Raw genomic sequence first — 16,636 nt, 5'->3', positions numbered from 1 at the left:
TCACCCGAAGTACTCCGCGATCTTGTCGTACACTTCGTCCATGTTGTCCCCCTCGAGCGCCGACAGCGGAATCGTCCGATGCTGGGGGAAGGCGTCCTCGATGCGCTTGACGTTCGAGTCGTCGAGGTCCGTCTTGTTCGCGAGGATGAGCACCGGGAGGTCCTGGCTCTCGATGATGCCGATGAGCATGGTGTTGACCTGCGTGAACGGGTCCTCGGTGCTGTCGAGAACGTAGATGACGCCGTCGACGTCCTCGCGGAGCCAGTGCATCGCCTCGGCGACGCCCTCCGTCGCCTCGCGGGAGCGACGGACCGCGTCCTCCTCGTCGATGTCGTGTTCGAGGAATTCCTTGTAGTCGACTTTCGTCGTCACGCCCGGCGTGTCGACGATGTCGATGGTGACGGTGCGACCGTTGCGTTCGATTTCGACGTTCTCCTTCCGCCGCGCCCGCCGAGTCTCGTGCGGGACGTGACTCTCCGGGCCGATGGCGTCGCCGGTCCAGTCGCGCGCGATGCGATTTGCGAGCGTCGTCTTCCCGGCGTTCGGCGGGCCGTAGATCCCGATGCGTTTGGGATCGCTGGCCGAGAACAGTCGTTCTGTAACTCGTGTAATGCTGTCTCTGAGTCCTGTGAGCAGTCCCATCCTATCCTCCCGCACCTCCCGTCTATCGCCGCGAGAGGGGCGTATGCGGGATGAACGTCACGCCGTTCACTTAAGTGTGCGTCAGACAACCATAAAGGACCTGTCAGTAGTTTCAGGGCGACCGACTGCTCGGCGGCGGACTGGGAGTGGACGACTGACGACTCTCCGGTCGAGAGGGGTGGACGGGAGACAGTAGGCGGGAGGTAACGGACGACACCTCGATCGGGCCGAGGTTGGACGGCACCCGAACGCGAAGCCCCCCACCCCTTCGTTTCGGGTGGAACACCGAACCGCCGGGTGGTCGGACGGCCGGATCCCGGCGTCGACGACCTAGCTTCCCCTTTCCACCCCTACAAAATAACTCTTCTATAAGGAGTACGGATACTGTTTTAGACGGAATGTCTTATACTTTTCCCAGTCTAGGAGCCCGTCAGTGCGCCCTCCCCCCACCCCCTCTCTTATCGCGTTCCACCCGAAACGAAGGGGTGGGGGGGTTGGTCGGGGCGGACTGGGAGGGCAGCGTCGGTGGCCGTCCCGGTCAGCCGCTGGTTCGGCCGTGATCGTGACGGTCGTGTCGACCTCCGATACGTCGGCTCCCGATCCGCCGCCCGAGACGACGACTCCCGCCCCACCGTTTCGTGTCGGTCCGCCGCCGCTCGCTCCCCGAGGGGAAACTTTTTCTACCACCCCCACCACTGTTTCCTCTGGATCATCTCGACGCGTGGTACCGGTGCTGGGGATGGGGGCGTCCGGGTTTCCCAGATACGCTGGCGTCTTCCACTCGAAACGATGGGGTCTCAACGGATGGATTCAAACGATACACCGCCCGACGAACGCCCTGATGCCGAGCGGTCCGACGACACGGATCTCCGTGACGCCCCCGCACGCGACCGGACCGCCGACATCTCCCGCGACGTCGACATCGACGACGTCCTCGACGACGAGGAAGACGACAGCCAGGGGCTGTTCGACGACCTGCTCTCCGGCGAACCGATCTTCGAGAACAAGGAGGTTCTCCGTCCCTCCTACACACCGCACGAACTCCCGCATCGAAACGAGCAGATCAACCAGATGGCGACCATCCTCGTCTCGGCGCTCCGCGGCGACACCCCGTCGAACATCCTCATCTACGGGAAGACGGGGACGGGCAAGACGGCGAGTGCGAAGTTCGTCAGCAAGGAACTCGAATCCACCTCCCAGAAGTACGACGTTCCCTGCGAGGTGGAGTACATCAACTGCGAAGTGACCGACACCCAGTATCGGGTGCTCGCCCAGCTCGCGAACAAGTTCATCGAGAAGAACCGGGCCGTCGTCGAGGATCGGCTCGACGAACTGGCCGACCTCCGCTCGGCGGTTACGGACGGCGGCGAGACGCTCATCGACACCCAGTTCGACTCCCTCGACGCCGTCGAGGACCGGGTCGAGACGCTCGAATCGGATCTGGAGGGGATGGAGCCCGTCCCCATGACGGGGTGGCCGACCGACCGCGTCTACAGTTCCTTCTTCGAGGCCGTCGACTACCACGAGCGCGTGGTCGTCATCATGCTCGACGAAATCGACAAGCTCGTCGAGAAATCCGGCGACGACACGCTCTACAATCTCTCCCGGATGAACTCCGAACTCGACAACTCCCGCATCTCGATCATGGGCATCTCGAACGACCTGAAGTTCACCGACTTCCTCGACCCACGGGTCAAATCGAGCCTCGGGGAGGAGGAAATCGTCTTCCCGCCCTACGACGCCAACCAGTTGCGGGACATCCTCCAGCACCGCGCCGACGTGGCGTTCAAGGGGAACGCCCTCACCGAGGACGTCATCCCCCTCTGTGCGGCCTTCGCGGCGCAGGAACACGGCGACGCCCGCCGGGCACTCGACCTCCTGCGCACCGCCGGCGAACTCGCCGAACGCGGTCAGGCCGACACCGTCGAGGAGGAACACGTCCGGCAGGCCCAGGACAAGATCGAACTCGACCGGGTGGTCGAGGTAGTACGCACCCTCCCCACGCAGTCGAAGATCGTCCTCTTCGCGATCATCCTCCTGGAGAAGAACGGCGTCCACAACATCAACACCGGCGAGGTGTACAACATCTACAAGCGCCTCTGCGAGGAGATCGACGCCGACGTGCTCACGCAGCGACGCGTCACCGACCTCATCTCCGAACTCGACATGCTCGGCATCGTCAACGCCGTCGTCGTCTCGAAGGGCCGGTACGGCCGCACGAAAGAGATCAGCCTCTCGGTTCCCGTCGAGGAGACCGAAGCCGTCCTCCTCTCGGACTCCCGCCTCGGCAACATCGAAGACGCGCAGCCGTTCGTACAGGCGCGATTCGACAACTGAGCGCCCGCCACTCGTTTTCTCACCCCCGTCGTCGACGGACCGGAACGCCGCCCCCGGCGTCACGCCACCCTACGACCCGGCCAGCGCGGCCGTTCGATCCGGAATCGGCGTCGGCTCCGTCGCCGTCGCCCCTGCTCCCGCCGACGCCCCCGTCGACTCCACCGGCGTCACTGCTTCGGCCACCGTCGGCGTCGTCCCCTTCTCGATCATCCCGGGCGTCGAATCGAGGACGACCCCGGAGACGCCGAGGCGGACCCAGCCCAGATACGGGATTCTGACCCGTGCGGTTCCGACGATCCAGCCGGGTTTGACCGGTTCGCTGATTCCGTTCACCTGATCGTACCCCCCGTTGGCGTCGCCTTTCGTCACGAACCCGGCGTGGGGCGCGGGACAGTTCCGCATCTCCCCGCAGTCCGCCGCGCTCACGTAGTCGGGGTCGGCCCGGTCGTACCAGTTCTCCCCCTCATCGACCCAGAAGTGGGCGCGGTGGATCACGGGTGGGCCGGCGTCGCCCGGGTCGTCGTAGACGATCACCGACCCGTAGCCCCCGAACTTCCAGTAGTCGGTGTCGCGGGCCACGTCCCGGGGGACGATGCCGGTGTCACCGTGGGCGGCGTCGGGCGCGAACCGGCCGGTGTCGGTGATGAAGACCAGGTCGCCCTTGTGCATGTGTGGCTCCATGCTCCCGCTCTCGACGGCGACCATCGGCGGCCAGACGCCGCTGATGGCAAAGAGGAGGAGGCCGATGACGACCACGGCGCTGACCGAGAGGGCCGTCTCGCGAACAACTAGGAGGGGACCGTCCGTCGCCGTCAGCACCCGTCGGAGCGGGCCGGTCGCCCCACCGTCGCCACCCTCGGGGCCGTGACCGTCCGGAGGGCGGGGACCGTCGTCGGCGCTCATCGGTTTCCGTTTACCCCCGCCCGAGTTGAAGGTTCTGGACTTCCGGCACGCTTTTGCCCGAACCCACCCACCCCTCGGTGTGCCTCTGGAGACGCCCGCGCGCATCGTTCGCGAACTCGCTCGCCGCGGCTACAACGCCGAACGCGAGGCCGTGACCCTCCTCGCCGGTGCCCCGGACCCGGCGGCCGCCCTCGACGCCGCCGTCGAGGCGGCGCCCGACGACGCCCTCCGACTCACGGTGGCGCACGTCCGCACGACCCTCGACGCGGACGATGTGGCCGACGCCGCGGACGATGTGACTGCCGCCGGATCGACGCCCGCCGGCCCACCCTCGTCCGAGACGACATCTGACTCCTCCTCACCTGACTCCTCCTCACCTGACTCCACGCCCGACGCCTCCACCGAACACCCCTCCGTTTCGACTCCAGCGTCTCCCACGCAGTCGGGGACTCAGGCCCCCGATGTTCCAGTTGAAACGAAGGGGTCTGCGACGGATGGAACGGAAGAGTCCCCGTCGTCCACGGACCCGGACCCGGACCCGGACGCTGGCGGCGTCGACGCCCTCGACCGAACCGTCGACGTCGCCGGCGACGTGACCGGCCGCAGCACCGGCACCGGCGAGTACGGCGACTTCGTCTCCGTCTTCCGCGACCGGTACGAGAAGCTTTCCGGCAAGCTCCGTGGTCGGGTAAACCACCGTCCGGCGTCGGCCATCGCGGACATGCCCGGCGGGAGCGACGCCGCGATGATCGGTCTCGTCAACGACGTGCGTTCCTCGGCCAACGGCCACTGGATCGTCGAACTCGAGGACACGACCGGCACCTTCCCCTGTCTGATCACGAAGGACCGCGACATCGCGCCCCTCGTCGACGAACTCCTCCTCGACGAGTGTGTCGCCGTCGAGGGGACCCTCTCTGACGACGCGGGCATCGTCTTCGTCGACGCCCTCCACTTCCCCGACGTGCCCCGGACGTACAAGCCCTCGACGGCGGATCGCCACGTACAGGCCGCCCTGATCTCGGACGTCCACGTCGGTAGCCAGGAGTTCATGGCCGACGCGTGGGGTCGGTTCGCCGACTGGCTCCACACCGAGGAGGCCGCGGCCGTCGAGTACCTCCTCATCGCCGGCGACATGGTGGAGGGCGTCGGCGTCTACCCCGATCAAGACGAGGAACTCGACATCGTCGACATCTACGACCAGTACGACCGGTTCTCGGAACACCTGAAGGACGTCCCCGGCGACCTGGAGATCGTGATGATCCCCGGCAACCACGACGCGGTCCGCCTCGCGGAGCCACAACCGGGCTTCGACGAGGAGCTTCGGGAGATCATGTCGGCCCACGACCCACGGATCGTCGGCAACCCCGCCACCGTCACGGTCGAGGGCGTCTCCATCCTGATGTACCACGGCGTCTCGCTCGACGAGGTGATCGCCGAACTCCCCGAGGAGAAGGCGAGCTACGACCACCCCCACCGGGCGATGTACCACCTCCTGAAGAAACGGCACGTCGCCCCGAAGTACGGCGGCCACATGCGCCTCGCGCCCGAGGAACGGGACTACCTCGTCATCGAGGACGTGCCCGACATCTTCCATACGGGTCACGTCCACAAACTCGGCTACGGGAAGTACCACAACGTCCTCGCGGTCAACAGCGGCTGCTGGCAGGCCCAGACGGCCTTCCAGAAGAGCGTCAACATCGATCCCGACGCCGGCTTCGCGCCCATCGTCGACCTCGACACGCTCGATCTGACCGTCCGGAAGTTCGCCTAGGCGGGGTCGAGACGATACCGCACCGTCGACTGCCCGTCGAATCGCGGTCCCGAGCCGCGTCGACTGAATCCAGCCGCCTCGGCCGCCTCCCGGATCGACTCGTCGTCCGCGATAGCCAGCAGTTCGACGGTCATCCCCTCCGTCGTGGCGAACCGGACGGGTTCGGCGAGCAGTCGTTCACAGGCTGTCGTCGTCCCCGCCAACTGGGTCACGTGAACGGTACCGTCGCGCACGTCGAAGCTGACGAACCCGGCCACGTCCCGCCCGTCGTCGTCGGCCGTGTCGGCGTTCGGTCCCGCCGTCGTCGCCTCGCGCCGGGCGACCCGGACCGTCCGGTCGTGGATCAGGTTCCGAATTACGTCCGCCGGCACGTCCGCGATGGCGGAGAGCGCGTCGGCGTCGGCCTCCACCGCGTCGCGCACTTCCATACCCGTCTTACTCGCGGGAGCCGTTTAAACGCTCGCTCCGGTGCGGTGGGCACGGCCGGGTCGCCGGTCAGTCGTCGGCCGCCGTCGCCGAGTCCCCACCGCTGGCCTCGATGGCGACGGCCGCGGCCTTGTACTCCGGAATCTTCGCCCGCTCGTCGAGCACGTCGTTCGTGAGTCGGTTCGCCGACGACGCTGCGAAGTGGGGCGTCGTCCACACCGTCCCCTCCTTGATGTCCTCGGTCACCTGCGCACGCACCTCGATTTCCCCGCGTCGCGACCGAAGCGTCACCGTGTCGCCGTCCGCGACGCCGTACCGCTCGGCGTCCGCGGGATGCACGTCGACGAAGTTCTCGGGGTGCTGGCGGTTGAGCGTCGGCGACCGTCGGCTCATCGTCCCGGTGTTGTAGTGTTCGATCAACCGTGCCGTCGTGAGGATCAGGGGATACTCGTCGTCGGGCACCTCCTTCGGCGGCTGGTGGCGCACGCCCTCGATGTGTCCCAACCCGTTCGGCGTCGTGAACGCGTCCTCGTAGAGGTAGGGGTCGCCTTCGTCGCCGGGTTCGAGGCAGGGCCAGTGGATCCCCTCAGTCCCGAGCAGGTCGTAGGTCATGCCGTAGTAGATCGGACACACCTGTCGGAGTTCCTCGAACACGGCCTCGGGACCGTCGAAGTCGAAGCCACCGTCGGCGCCGAACAGCCGGGTTCCGACCTCGGCGAGGATGTCGAGGTCGTCTTTCGTGTTCTCGTACACGGTATCGATCCCGCGCATCAACTGGACGCGACGGTCCGTGTTGGCGACGGTACCACCGCGTTCGGCCCACGAGGTGGCCGGCAACACCACGTCAGCGTAGGCGACGGTGTCGGTCGGGAAGATGTCTTGGACGACCAGAAACTCCAACTCGGCCAGCCGCTTCTCGACCTCGTTGGCGTCCGGTTCGCTCATGATCGGGTTCTCACCCATGACGTAGAGTCCCTTGATCGACCGCCCCGCCTCGTGTGAGATTTCGACGTTCGTCAGTCCCGCTTTCGACGGCACCTCGAAGCCCCAGACGTCCTCGACCGCCGCCCGCAACTCGTCGTCCTCGACGTTCTGGTAGCCGGGCAGGGTGTTCGGCATCGCGCCCACGTCACAGGTGCCCTGGACGTTGTTCTGCCCGCGCAGGGGGTTGACGCCCGTCCCCGGCCGACCGACGTTGCCCGTGATCAAGGCGAGGTTGATCTCGTTTTGCACGTTGTCGACGCCGCAGGTGTGTTGGCTCATCCCCATCCCGGTGAAGATGGCCGCGTTCTCCGCCGTGGCGTACACCTCCGCGGCGCGTTCGATGTCCTCGAGGGGGACGCCACAGATGTCGGCGGCGGCCGCCGCGTCGAAGTCCCCCAGCGTCTCCACGAGATGGTCGAACCCCTCCGTCCGCGCCTCGACGAACTCCTCGTCGACCCAGTCGTTCTCCAGAATCGTCTTGAGGACGACGTTCAGGAGGGGAATGTCCGTCCCCGGTTCCACCTGGAGATGCTGGTGTCGCTCGGTCCCCTCGATGTCGAACGACCGCGTCGTCTTGTTGGCGTGGGGGTCGATCTGGATGACCGTCGCCCCCTCCAGCACCGCCTGCCGGAAGTAGACGCTGTTGGCGATGGGGTGTTGCTCGGCCGGGTTGGCGCCCTGAATCCAGAGCACGTCGGCCGACTCCATCAGGTCCCGCATGCTGTTGGTCATCGCGCCCGCGCCCAGACTCCGGCGGAGGGCGTACACCGTCGAGGCGTGGCACATCCGCGTGCAGTTGTCGACGTTGTTCGTGCCGTAGCGCCGCGCGAGTTTCTGGAGGAGGTAGTTCTCCTCGTTCGTCGCCTTCGAACAGCCGAAAAAGCCCATCGCGTCCGGACCGTGTTCGTCGCGAATGCGCTCCATCTCGTCGACGATCAGGCCGTAGGCTTCGTCCCACGTGGCCTCGTGGAGTTCGCCGTCGTCGCCCCGTATCTGGGGGACTTTCAGTCGGTCCTCGTGTTCGACCACCTCCATCGCCGCACCCCCCTTGATGCAGATGCGTCCCTCGTTGACCGGTGCGTCGCCCCACGGCGCGAACCGCATATCCTCGGTGATCGCGATGCCACACCCGACGCCGCAGTACGGACAGATCGTGTTGGTTTGCTCGGTCATCTGAATCTCCCAAGTGTTATTCTATTGACTCCAACGAACAAAAGACCTCCTGCGGGCGGCGGCCGCCGCGGCCGCCGCGGCCGGCGCGTGGCAAGTGAACACAGTTATTACCGTCCATCTCGCTACCACCGGCCATGCCTGCATATCCGTCTGCCATCGTGGAGGCTCCACGATGCGCGTAGTCGCGAAGTTCGGCGGGACGTCGCTCGGGAGCGGCGACCGGATCGAGCGTGCGGCCGACACCGTCGCGAAGGCGGTCGAAGAGGGTCACGAAGTCGCCATCGTCGCCAGCGCGATGGGATCGACGACCGACGAACTCCTCGAAGAGATTACGTTCGAGGCCGACGACGCCGACCGCGCCGAAATCGTCAGCATGGGCGAGCGGACGAGCGTCCGGATGCTGAAGGCGGCGCTGCGCTCCCGCGGCGTCGAGGCCACCTTCCTCGAACCCGGCAGCGAGGACTGGCCCATCATCACCGACGAGTACGGCGAGGTCGACGCCGAGGAGACGCTGAAGCGCGCCCAGTCGCTCGCCGCGGAACTCGATCACGTCGTCCCCGTCATCACCGGCTTCCTCGCCCAGACCATCGACGGCAAGGTGACGACGCTCGGCCGCGGCGGCAGCGACACCACCGCCGTCATGCTCGGGAAGTTCATGGACGCCGACGAAGTCGTCATCGTCACCGACGTCGAGGGCGTGATGACCGGCGACCCGCGGGTCGTCGAAGGCGCCCGCAACGTCGGCCACATCACCGTCGACGAACTCCGTAACCTCTCCTTTCGCGGCGCCGAAGTCGTCGCCCCCAGCGCCCTCTCGTATAAGGACGAGGACCTCTCGGTCCGCGTCGTCCACTACCAGCACGGCGACCTGTTGACCGGCGGCACGAAAATCGAGGGCCAGTTCCAGAACCTCATCGACATGCAGGACGAACCCCTCGCCTGCATCACCGTCGCGGGGCGCGCGCTGCGGAACCGGCCGGGCATCCTCGCGGACCTCGCGCAGGCGCTCCGGAGCGAGGACATCAACATCGACGCCGTCGCCAGCGGCATGGACTCGGTCACCTTCTACGTCAACGAGGACCTCGCCGAGGACGCCGAGTACATCCTCCACGAACAGGTGGTCGACGACGAGACGCTCTCGTCGGTCACGGTGGAGAGCAACTACGCCGTCATTCGCGTGACCGGCGGCGAACTCCCCAACCGCCCCGGCATCATCCTCGACATCGTCCAGCCCGTCTCGGAGGCCGGCATCAACATCCACGACCTCATCACCTCCGCCACCTCCGTCGCCATCTTCGTCGGTTGGGACGACCGCGAGGAGACGCTCGAAATCGTCCAAGAACAGACGATATAGCTCAGCGCCCTTCCAGCAGCCGCGTCCCGATCCGGCTCGGCAACCCCGCTTCCGTCACCGCCTCGACGACCGTGTCGACGTCGTACGCCACCCGTCGCTCCTCGACCGTCACCGCGTCGCCGCCCGATCCCTCGCCCAGCTCGACGACCGCGTAGGCCGCGTCCGGGTCGCCGTCGCGCGGCTGACCGACGCTCCCCGGATTCATCACCACGCCCTCCTCGAAGACGCGGTGGCCTTGGACGTGGGTGTGACCCGTCACCAGCAGGTCCTCGCCCCGGAGCATCCGCGGAGAGAACTCCTCGGGGTAGGTGTAGCGGTCCGGATCGTCCGGGTGGCCGTGGACGAGTTTCACCCGCCCGTCCGCGACGGTTCGCTCGGGCGGCAGGTCCGCCAGCCACGCGAGGGCGTCGTCGGCCAACTGTTCGCGGGCGTAGTCGACGCCCGCCGCCGCCATCGAGTTGAAACGGAAGGGCGTCTCGCCCGCGACGGCCCGGTCGTGGTTGCCCATCACCGTGGGGATCGACCGCTCGCGGACCGCCGCGACACAGTCGGTCGGCCACGGGTTGTAGCCCACCACGTCGCCGGCACAGACCAGCCGGTCCACCTTCGGCATGTCGTCGAGGACGGCTTCGAGGGCGACCCGGTTGCCGTGTACGTCGGAGATGACGCCGAGGCGCATGGGGGCGCTTGCGGCCGGCGGCGGTTAGGCCTTGTCGTGCCCCCAATCCCGACGCGTACCGGGGTCGCCCCGGCTCTCCCTGCGCGACGCCGTGCGCCGCCGCGACCTCCCCGACTAGTCGTTCACGATAGCCGTCGTCACGCCGTCGTCGACGGCGACGCCCGCCGCACAGACCGCGTGTTCGAAGTCGCAGTCGTACGCCTCGCGGGCCGCCCCCGCCGCGTCCGTCGCCGCGAAGTCGAACGCCCGCGGCTCGTCTTCCTCGTAGGTGGCGACGAGCGTCGGTTCCGTGACTTCCTCGACCAGCAGGGCGTCCCGGCGGACGATACCGACCGTCGCCGCGTCGTCCGCGACCACACCTGCGATCCGGGGCGTGTCGTAGTCGTCCTTCTCGTAGTCGAGCGAGAGCAGCGCCGTCGCCAGCGCGTCGCGGGCGGGGTAGCCCATGTCCAGTTTTTCCGTCACCGGGTCGACGTGGGAGCCGTTGCCGAGGACGGCCCGCCCCTCGCTCTCGCGGACGCAGTTGTACGCGATGTAGGGGTTGTCCGTCTCCGGGGCGTCCGGCGTCGGGGTGACGGTGAGGGTGCCCTCGCGCTCGACGATCTGTCGGTTCGGAAACGACCGGGACGAGACGCGGTAGGCGCCGACGCCCGGGCCGACGACGATGAAGCGGCCGACGTACATGCTCCATGCTCGCATCGACCGCCGAATGTAGGTGTCGGTTCCTCCGCGCCGCAAGCGCCTTGACCCCGCCCTCGTTTCACCACACATGGTCGCCGCCGCGACGGTTCCCGGCTGGCCCGCCGTCGGCTCCCTCGCCGCCGGCGTCGGCTCCCTCGCGCTCGCGCGCTTCGTCGTCCGCTATCGCGACCAGCCGGGCGCCACGTGGTTTCTCGGCGTCCTCGCCGCGCAGGCGCTGTGGTGTTTCGCCTACGGCGTCGGCCTCCTCGTTTTCGACCCGACGCTCCGCGTCGCCTTCGAGGCCACCGTCTGGGTCGGCATCGTCTGGACCGGCCTCACCTTCCTCGCGTTCGCGCTCTCGTACACCGGCCGCGGCGACGTGGTGTCCAGCCCCGCGTTCGGTGCGGTCGTCGCCGTCGGCGTCGGCGTCTCCCTCCTCGCCGTCACGAACCCGCTCCACGGCGCCCTGTGGACGGACTTCCGGCTCGCCCCGGTCTTCGGCGTCGCCACCGTCACCTACCGCCTTCAGCCGCTCGCGTATCTCACCCTCGGCGTGGCGACGCTCGCCGTCGTCGCGAGCGTCGTCCTCCTCGTCGACACCTTCCTCAACTACGGGCCGCTGTATCGCCGCGAGACGGCCGCCGTCGCCGTCAGCGCCCTCCCGCCGGGGCTCGCCCTCCTCGCGTGGGCCGGCGGCGTCGGTCCGGTGCCACAGCTCAACCTCGCGCCGATCATGTTCGTCCCGCACGTCGCGCTCGACGCCTACGCGTTCGGCCGCGCCGAACTGTTCGAGCGCAACCCGACGACGGTCCGGGCCGCGGAGCGCACCGCCATCGACGACCTCGCCGACCCCATCGTCGTCGCCGACCGCGAGGGGCGGGTCGTCAGCCTCAACGACGCGGCGCGGGCGGCGTTCGCCGGCGACGCCGCCGACCCGCTCGACCGCCCCGTGTCCGCCCTCCTCGGTCTCGACCTCACCTTCGACGGCGACAACGACCCCTTCGAGACTCGGGTCGACGGCGAGCGCCGAACGTACGCGGTGTCGGTCTCCCGGCTCGCCGATCCGGGGGGCACCCACGTCGGCTGGACCGTCGTCCTGACCGACGTGACCGAACGGGAACGCCGTCGCCAGCAACTCGAAGTCCTCAATCGTGTTCTCAGACACAACCTCCGCAACGACGCGGGCGTCGTCCACGGCTACGCCGACTTCCTCGTCGACCGACTGGACGACGCCGAACTGGTTCGGATGGCCGACGCCATCGAGCGCCGTTCGGCCGCGCTCGAAGCCCTCGGGGAGAAGGCGCGGACGGTCGAGACGCTCGTCGACGGCGAACCCCGGTCGCCGGTAGCGGCCGGCTCGCTCGTCGAACGGATCGTCGCCGACGCCCGCGAGGCGACGCCCGACGCCGAGGTCCACGTCGACGTTCGCACGGACGCCACCGTCTCGGTCGCGGAGCGAGCGCTCGCCGCGGCGGTCGAGAACCTGCTCGAGAACGCCGTCCGCCACCACGACGGCGAGGGGATCGAGCGCCCCGACGGCGGGCCGTGGGCGACGGTCACCGTCGACCGCGTGGACGGCGCGCTCGTCGTCCGCGTCGCAGACGACGGGCCCGGCATCCCCGACGCCGAACTCGACGCCATCGAGGCGGGCGAGGAGACCGACCTCCAGCACGGCTCCGGGCTCGGCCTCTGGGTCGTCCACTGGGCCGTCGCGACCCTCGGCGGCGACGTGACGTACGCCGACCGGGAGCCCCGCGGCACCGTCGCGACCCTCCGGATGCCGGTCAGATGAGATCGAGCAGTCGCTGGTAGGTGGCGCCGAACGCGTCGTCCGAGCGCTCGCGGGGGCGCTCGATCCCCACGTCGACGACTTCCCGCACCCGCCCCGGTTCCTTCGCCATGACGACGACGCGGTCGGCGAGTTTGACCGCCTCCTCCACGTCGTGGGTGACGAAGAGGATCGTCTTCCCCGTCTCCCGCCAGATGTCGAGGAGTTCGTCCTGCAGCATCTTCTTCGTCTGGGCGTCGACGGCGCCGAACGGCTCGTCCATCAGGAGGAGACCGGGATCGACCGCGAGCGCCCGCGCCAGCGCCACCCGCTGTTTCATGCCGCCCGAGAGGTCGCGCGGGTAGGTGTCCACGAAGCCGTCGAGACCGACCAGTTCGAGCAGTTCGTCCACGCGTCGCTCCCGTTCGGCCGTCGCCACCCCCTCCTGTTCGAGGCCGAAGCCGACGTTGCCGGCGACGGTCCGCCAGGGGAACAGGTGATACTCCTGGAAGACGAGGCCGAGGTCGGTGCTGGGGCCGTCGACTCGGTCGCCGTCGAGGACGACCCGGCCCGTGGTGGCGGGTTCGAGGCCGGCGATGATCCGAAAGAGGGTCGTCTTCCCACAGCCGGAGGGACCGACGATACAGACGAACTCGCCGTCGGCCACGTCGAAGGAGACGCCGTCCAGCGCCTGGACCGGGCCGTTGCTCCCCTCGTATCGCTTGCCGACGCCGTCGACGCGAACCCGCGGGGCTACCGCCACGACAGCGCCCTCCGTTGGAGCGCCCGGAACGCCACGTCGACGACGAGGTAGGTGAGGCTCAGGACGAGGATGTAAGTGATGACCACGTCGACCTGGAGGTTGTTCGACGCCCGGAGGATGCGCCGGCCGATGCCGGCGACGCCGAAGATTTCGGCGGCGACGACCAGCATCCAGCACCGACCGATGCCGGTCCGGATCCCGGTCGTGATCTCCGGGAGCGACGCCGGGACGACGACGGTCCGGATGAGGGCCAGATCACCCTCGACGCCGAGGCTTCGGGCCACGTCGAGGAGGTCCTCCGAGACGCCCTCGACGCCGCCGTAGGTGGCGTAGAAGTTGATCCAGAACGCGCCGACGGCGATGACGAAGGCCGCCCCGGCGTGGTTGATGCCGAACCACGCGATGGCGAAGCCGATCAGCGCCAGCGGCGGCACCGGGCGGAGGACGCGCACGACGGGCGAGGTGACGTCGTCGAGATACGGGCTCCAGGCGAGCGCGATGCCCGCGGCGACGCCCAATCCCGTCCCGAAGACGGCGCCCGGAATCCAGTGGAGGACGCTGTTGCCCAGCGCGACGAACATCTCGCCGCTCGCCGCCTGTGCGACGAACGTCTCCGCGACGACGAGCGGGGAGGGAAGGACGTAGGCCGGCTGGGTGAGCGATGCCCCGGTCCAGACGAGGAGGAAGGCGAGGAGGCCGACGAGACCACGGACGATCCGCCGTGCGTCGACGTCCGCGACGCTCCCGCCGAGCGCGCCGGTCGCGTGGTCGACGTCCTCGGATACGTCGATGGCCATGTTACAGGTTCTCGTAGACGCTGTAGTCGAAGATCTGCTCCAGCGACAGCTCCTCGTCGATCTGCCCGTTCTCGGCGGCGAACTCCGAGAAGATCGCCGTCCCGTTCTCGATCGCTTCGGGGTCGGTCACGAAGTTCGAGAGCGGGCCCTGGAGCGCCGAGAGTGCCTGCTCGGCGTCCATGCCGATGCCTGCCTCGACGATGTCGGCCGTCGCTTCCGGGTTCTCCTGGATGAACTCCGTCGCCCGGACGTGCTGTTCGAGGAACTGCGTCGCCGCGGGCGTCCCGCGCACGTCGTCGCTCATGAGCGTCACCGCCGCCGGCTGGCCGGGCATGATCTCCGCGGCGGTTCGGAACGTCCGGACGGCGACGCCCTCCCGTGCCGCCCGCGTCGGTACCGGCTCCATGATCGACGCGCCGTCGACTTCGCCGTTGGCGATGGCCTGCCACACCGCGTTCGCGCCGTTGATCTCGACGATCTCGACCGCCGACGCCTCGACCCCCTCCTGTTGGAGCCAGTACCGCAGGAGTACGTCCGGCACCGACCCCTGCGGGAAGGTGCCGAAGCGGAACTTTTGGCCCGTCTCTTCCTGCCAGACGGAGAACGCGTCGGCGCCGTGGTCGTCCCACATCGCCTGCAGGTCCTCGTGGGCCATGATCGCCATCGGCTCTTTGATGTTCGCGGCGGTCACCTTCGCCGGGATGCCCCGGTCGATGACGATCATCGACGGGACGATGCCGAACATCGCCACGTCGAGTTCGCCGCCGCCGTACGCCTGTACGATGGCCGGGCCGTCGGTGAACTCGCTGCCTTCGACCGTCGCGTCGACGTTCTCGAAGTAGCCCTCCGACTCCATCACGTAGTACTGGAGGTCGGGAAAGATCGGCATGTGCGCCACCGCGAGCGAGTCGCCGCCGCCACCGCCCATGCAGCCGGCAACCCCGGCCGTCGCGGCGGCGCCCGCCCCCGCGAGATAGGTTCGGCGTGAAATCTGCGTCATGTCCGCGGTAGTCGACAGATCGGTATAACCCGCCGGGAACTGGCAAGGCTGTTCCGTACTCCGGATCGACCCAAACGGCCGGAATAGCTGGTTTCGCCCCGTCTATCCGTCGAATCTCGATTCTATTCGTTCCCCCGCCTCCAAGATAGCAGTAATATTCCCCGCTACTGTCGTCCGGTGCGGAGGCGTCCGCGCCCAAAGAGCCTTGAGCGTTCCCGCCGATCTAGCCCCGTGTTCGACCCGGCCGACTACGACCCGAACGAACTCCGCTCGCTCGCCGGCGTCGACGACGCCGACGCGGGGACGGGCGTCAGCCTCCCGCCCGTGGAGGGATCGGGCTACCGGCCGGCGGCGCCGGACGAACCCTCCCGCGAGCAGTGCGAGCGGCTGGTCGCCATCGGCGGCGTCGACCCCGCGGCCCTCGGCGAACGGCCCTACCTCCCGACGTTCCCGGACGTGCCCGCCGGCCGCCGCGTCGGGCGCGACTGGATCGCCTATCTCGTCCGAACCGCGGGTGAGGCGGCGACGCGGGACGCCATCGGCCGCTACCGCGCCCTCGGCTGGCTCGGCGAGGACGCCGCGGCGACGCTCGACGCCCGCGTCGGCGACGCGGTGGCGGTACTGGATTCGGGTGACGACGACCTCGACCGGGCCGATCACCTGCTGAGTTTCGCGCACGTGATCCGGTTGCTGGGGATCGAGGTGGAGTGACGTGGTTCGGGCGGCGCCGGAACTCGGTCAGTCGACTCGCACCCAGCGTTCGAGCGTGAAGTCGTCGTAGTCGGTCCGTTCGCGTCGCATCCACGCGTCGCGGTCCCAGTCGGGAAAGTACGCATCGCCCGCGTACGTCCCCGGAATCCGACTGAGAACCATCTCCGTCACGACGGGCTGGAACAGTTCGTAGATCGTGGCGCCACCGAGGACGTACGTCCGCTCCGCCGGAAGCGTCGCCGCGGCGGCGACCGCCTCGTCGACGCCCGTAACGTACTGCACCGTATCGAGCGACGCTTCACGTGCGCTCCGACTCAGGGCGATCTGTGCGCTCCCGGGCGGGTCCGCCCGCATTGAGTCGAAGGTCCGGCGACCGAGAATCACGGGGTGGCCGGCGACGCGGGCGCGATACTGCCGTCTGTCCGCCGGGATGGCGGGCCACGGCAATCCGTCGTCCGTGCCGATCACGCCGTTGTCAGCGACGGCGGCGACAGAGACGAGATCCATGCCTCTTCCTCGGCCGTGAGGGAATAATCGTTGTCGCTCACCGTGGGTTCGATGACGCTCCGACCGATCCGGACCGCACCGACGCCTCGTCCCGACTACCGCCCCGACCCGTGCATCTCGATGTACGGCCGCGCTCATGA

15 protein-coding genes are annotated in these 16,636 nt (G+C 68.2%); 5 read left to right on the top strand and 10 right to left on the bottom strand.

Translation table 11 applies throughout. The features are described 5' to 3' along the window. The gene (locus DU484_RS02925; RefSeq protein WP_114584698.1) at positions 1–642 is read right to left on the bottom strand and encodes an Era-like GTP-binding protein; all 642 of its coding nucleotides are present in this window, start codon (positions 640–642) and stop codon (positions 1–3) included. Between the two features lie 804 nt (positions 643–1,446). Here DU484_RS02925 and DU484_RS02920 point away from each other — a divergent pair. After that, entirely contained in the window at positions 1,447–2,979 is a 1,533-nt protein-coding gene (locus DU484_RS02920) for a Cdc6/Cdc18 family protein (protein WP_114605068.1), read from the top strand. 69 nt (positions 2,980–3,048) lie between these two features. On the opposite strand, the gene DU484_RS02915 is transcribed toward DU484_RS02920, so the two are convergent. Further along, positions 3,049–3,882, bottom strand: coding sequence for a S26 family signal peptidase (locus tag DU484_RS02915; protein ID WP_187347751.1), 834 nt, complete (start codon positions 3,880–3,882; stop codon positions 3,049–3,051). A 79-nt stretch (positions 3,883–3,961) separates the two neighbouring features. On the opposite strand from DU484_RS02915, the gene DU484_RS02910 reads away from it, so the two are divergent. Continuing rightward, on the top strand, positions 3,962–5,653 hold the full coding sequence (locus DU484_RS02910) for a DNA-directed DNA polymerase II small subunit (protein WP_114605067.1): 1,692 nt from the start codon (positions 3,962–3,964) through the stop codon (positions 5,651–5,653). Here the strand turns inward: DU484_RS02910 and DU484_RS02905 are convergent. Next, positions 5,650–6,081 carry a hypothetical protein gene (locus DU484_RS02905; protein ID WP_114584694.1) on the bottom strand — a complete coding sequence of 144 codons (432 nt, stop codon included), beginning with the start codon at positions 6,079–6,081 and terminating at the stop codon, positions 5,650–5,652. The two genes, DU484_RS02910 and DU484_RS02905, sit on opposite strands and share 4 nt — an antisense overlap. A gap of 67 nt (positions 6,082–6,148) precedes the next feature. After that, positions 6,149–8,236, bottom strand: a complete 2,088-nt coding sequence (fdhF, locus tag DU484_RS02900; protein ID WP_114605066.1) for a formate dehydrogenase subunit alpha — start codon at positions 8,234–8,236, stop codon at positions 6,149–6,151. Between the two features lie 172 nt (positions 8,237–8,408). On the opposite strand from fdhF, the gene DU484_RS02895 reads away from it, so the two are divergent. Next, the gene (locus DU484_RS02895; RefSeq protein ID WP_114584692.1) at positions 8,409–9,590 is read left to right on the top strand and encodes an aspartate kinase; all 1,182 of its coding nucleotides are present in this window, start codon (positions 8,409–8,411) and stop codon (positions 9,588–9,590) included. Position 9,591: 1 nt separating this feature from the next. On the opposite strand, the gene DU484_RS02890 is transcribed toward DU484_RS02895, so the two are convergent. Both DU484_RS02890 and DU484_RS02885 read right to left on the bottom strand, forming a co-directional pair. Next, positions 9,592–10,269, bottom strand: coding sequence for a metallophosphoesterase family protein (locus DU484_RS02890; RefSeq protein WP_114605065.1), 678 nt, complete (start codon positions 10,267–10,269; stop codon positions 9,592–9,594). Between the two features lie 114 nt (positions 10,270–10,383). Then, a complete protein-coding gene (locus DU484_RS02885; protein ID WP_114605064.1) occupies positions 10,384–10,953 on the bottom strand; it encodes an IMP cyclohydrolase in 570 nt (189 codons plus the stop codon). An 85-nt stretch (positions 10,954–11,038) separates the two neighbouring features. Between DU484_RS02885 and DU484_RS02880 the strand changes: the two genes are divergently transcribed. Then, complete coding sequence (locus tag DU484_RS02880) at positions 11,039–12,742, top strand: histidine kinase N-terminal 7TM domain-containing protein (RefSeq protein WP_114605063.1); 1,704 nt, start codon at positions 11,039–11,041, stop codon at positions 12,740–12,742. On the opposite strand, the gene DU484_RS02875 is transcribed toward DU484_RS02880, so the two are convergent. Genes DU484_RS02875 through DU484_RS02865 form a run of 3 tightly spaced genes read right to left on the bottom strand, consistent with a single transcriptional unit; the run spans position 12,735 to position 15,278 of the window. Next, positions 12,735–13,481 carry an ABC transporter ATP-binding protein gene (locus DU484_RS02875; RefSeq protein WP_114584688.1) on the bottom strand — a complete coding sequence of 249 codons (747 nt, stop codon included), beginning with the start codon at positions 13,479–13,481 and terminating at the stop codon, positions 12,735–12,737. The two genes, DU484_RS02880 and DU484_RS02875, sit on opposite strands and share 8 nt — an antisense overlap. Next, on the bottom strand, positions 13,472–14,278 hold the full coding sequence (locus tag DU484_RS02870; RefSeq protein ID WP_114584687.1) for an ABC transporter permease: 807 nt from the start codon (positions 14,276–14,278) through the stop codon (positions 13,472–13,474). The genes DU484_RS02875 and DU484_RS02870 overlap by 10 nt, the downstream gene beginning before the upstream one ends. A 1-nt stretch (position 14,279) precedes the next feature. Continuing rightward, positions 14,280–15,278, bottom strand: a complete 999-nt coding sequence (locus DU484_RS02865) for an ABC transporter substrate-binding protein (protein ID WP_114584686.1) — start codon at positions 15,276–15,278, stop codon at positions 14,280–14,282. 231 nt (positions 15,279–15,509) lie between these two features. On the opposite strand from DU484_RS02865, the gene DU484_RS02860 reads away from it, so the two are divergent. Next, positions 15,510–15,989 carry a FlaD/FlaE family flagellar protein gene (locus DU484_RS02860; protein ID WP_157969238.1) on the top strand — a complete coding sequence of 160 codons (480 nt, stop codon included), beginning with the start codon at positions 15,510–15,512 and terminating at the stop codon, positions 15,987–15,989. 27 nt (positions 15,990–16,016) lie between these two features. Here DU484_RS02860 and DU484_RS02855 read toward each other — a convergent pair whose 3' ends face one another. Next, complete coding sequence (locus DU484_RS02855; RefSeq protein WP_114605061.1) at positions 16,017–16,496, bottom strand: dihydrofolate reductase; 480 nt, start codon at positions 16,494–16,496, stop codon at positions 16,017–16,019. Positions 16,497–16,636 lie beyond the last annotated feature (140 nt).

This window comes from Haloplanus rubicundus, from assembly GCF_003342675.1.
GTDB classification, from domain to species: Archaea; Halobacteriota; Halobacteria; order Halobacteriales; family Haloferacaceae; genus Haloplanus; species Haloplanus rubicundus.
Note: the sequence above shows the minus strand (reverse complement) of the source record. Positions and strands in the feature narration are given on the sequence as shown.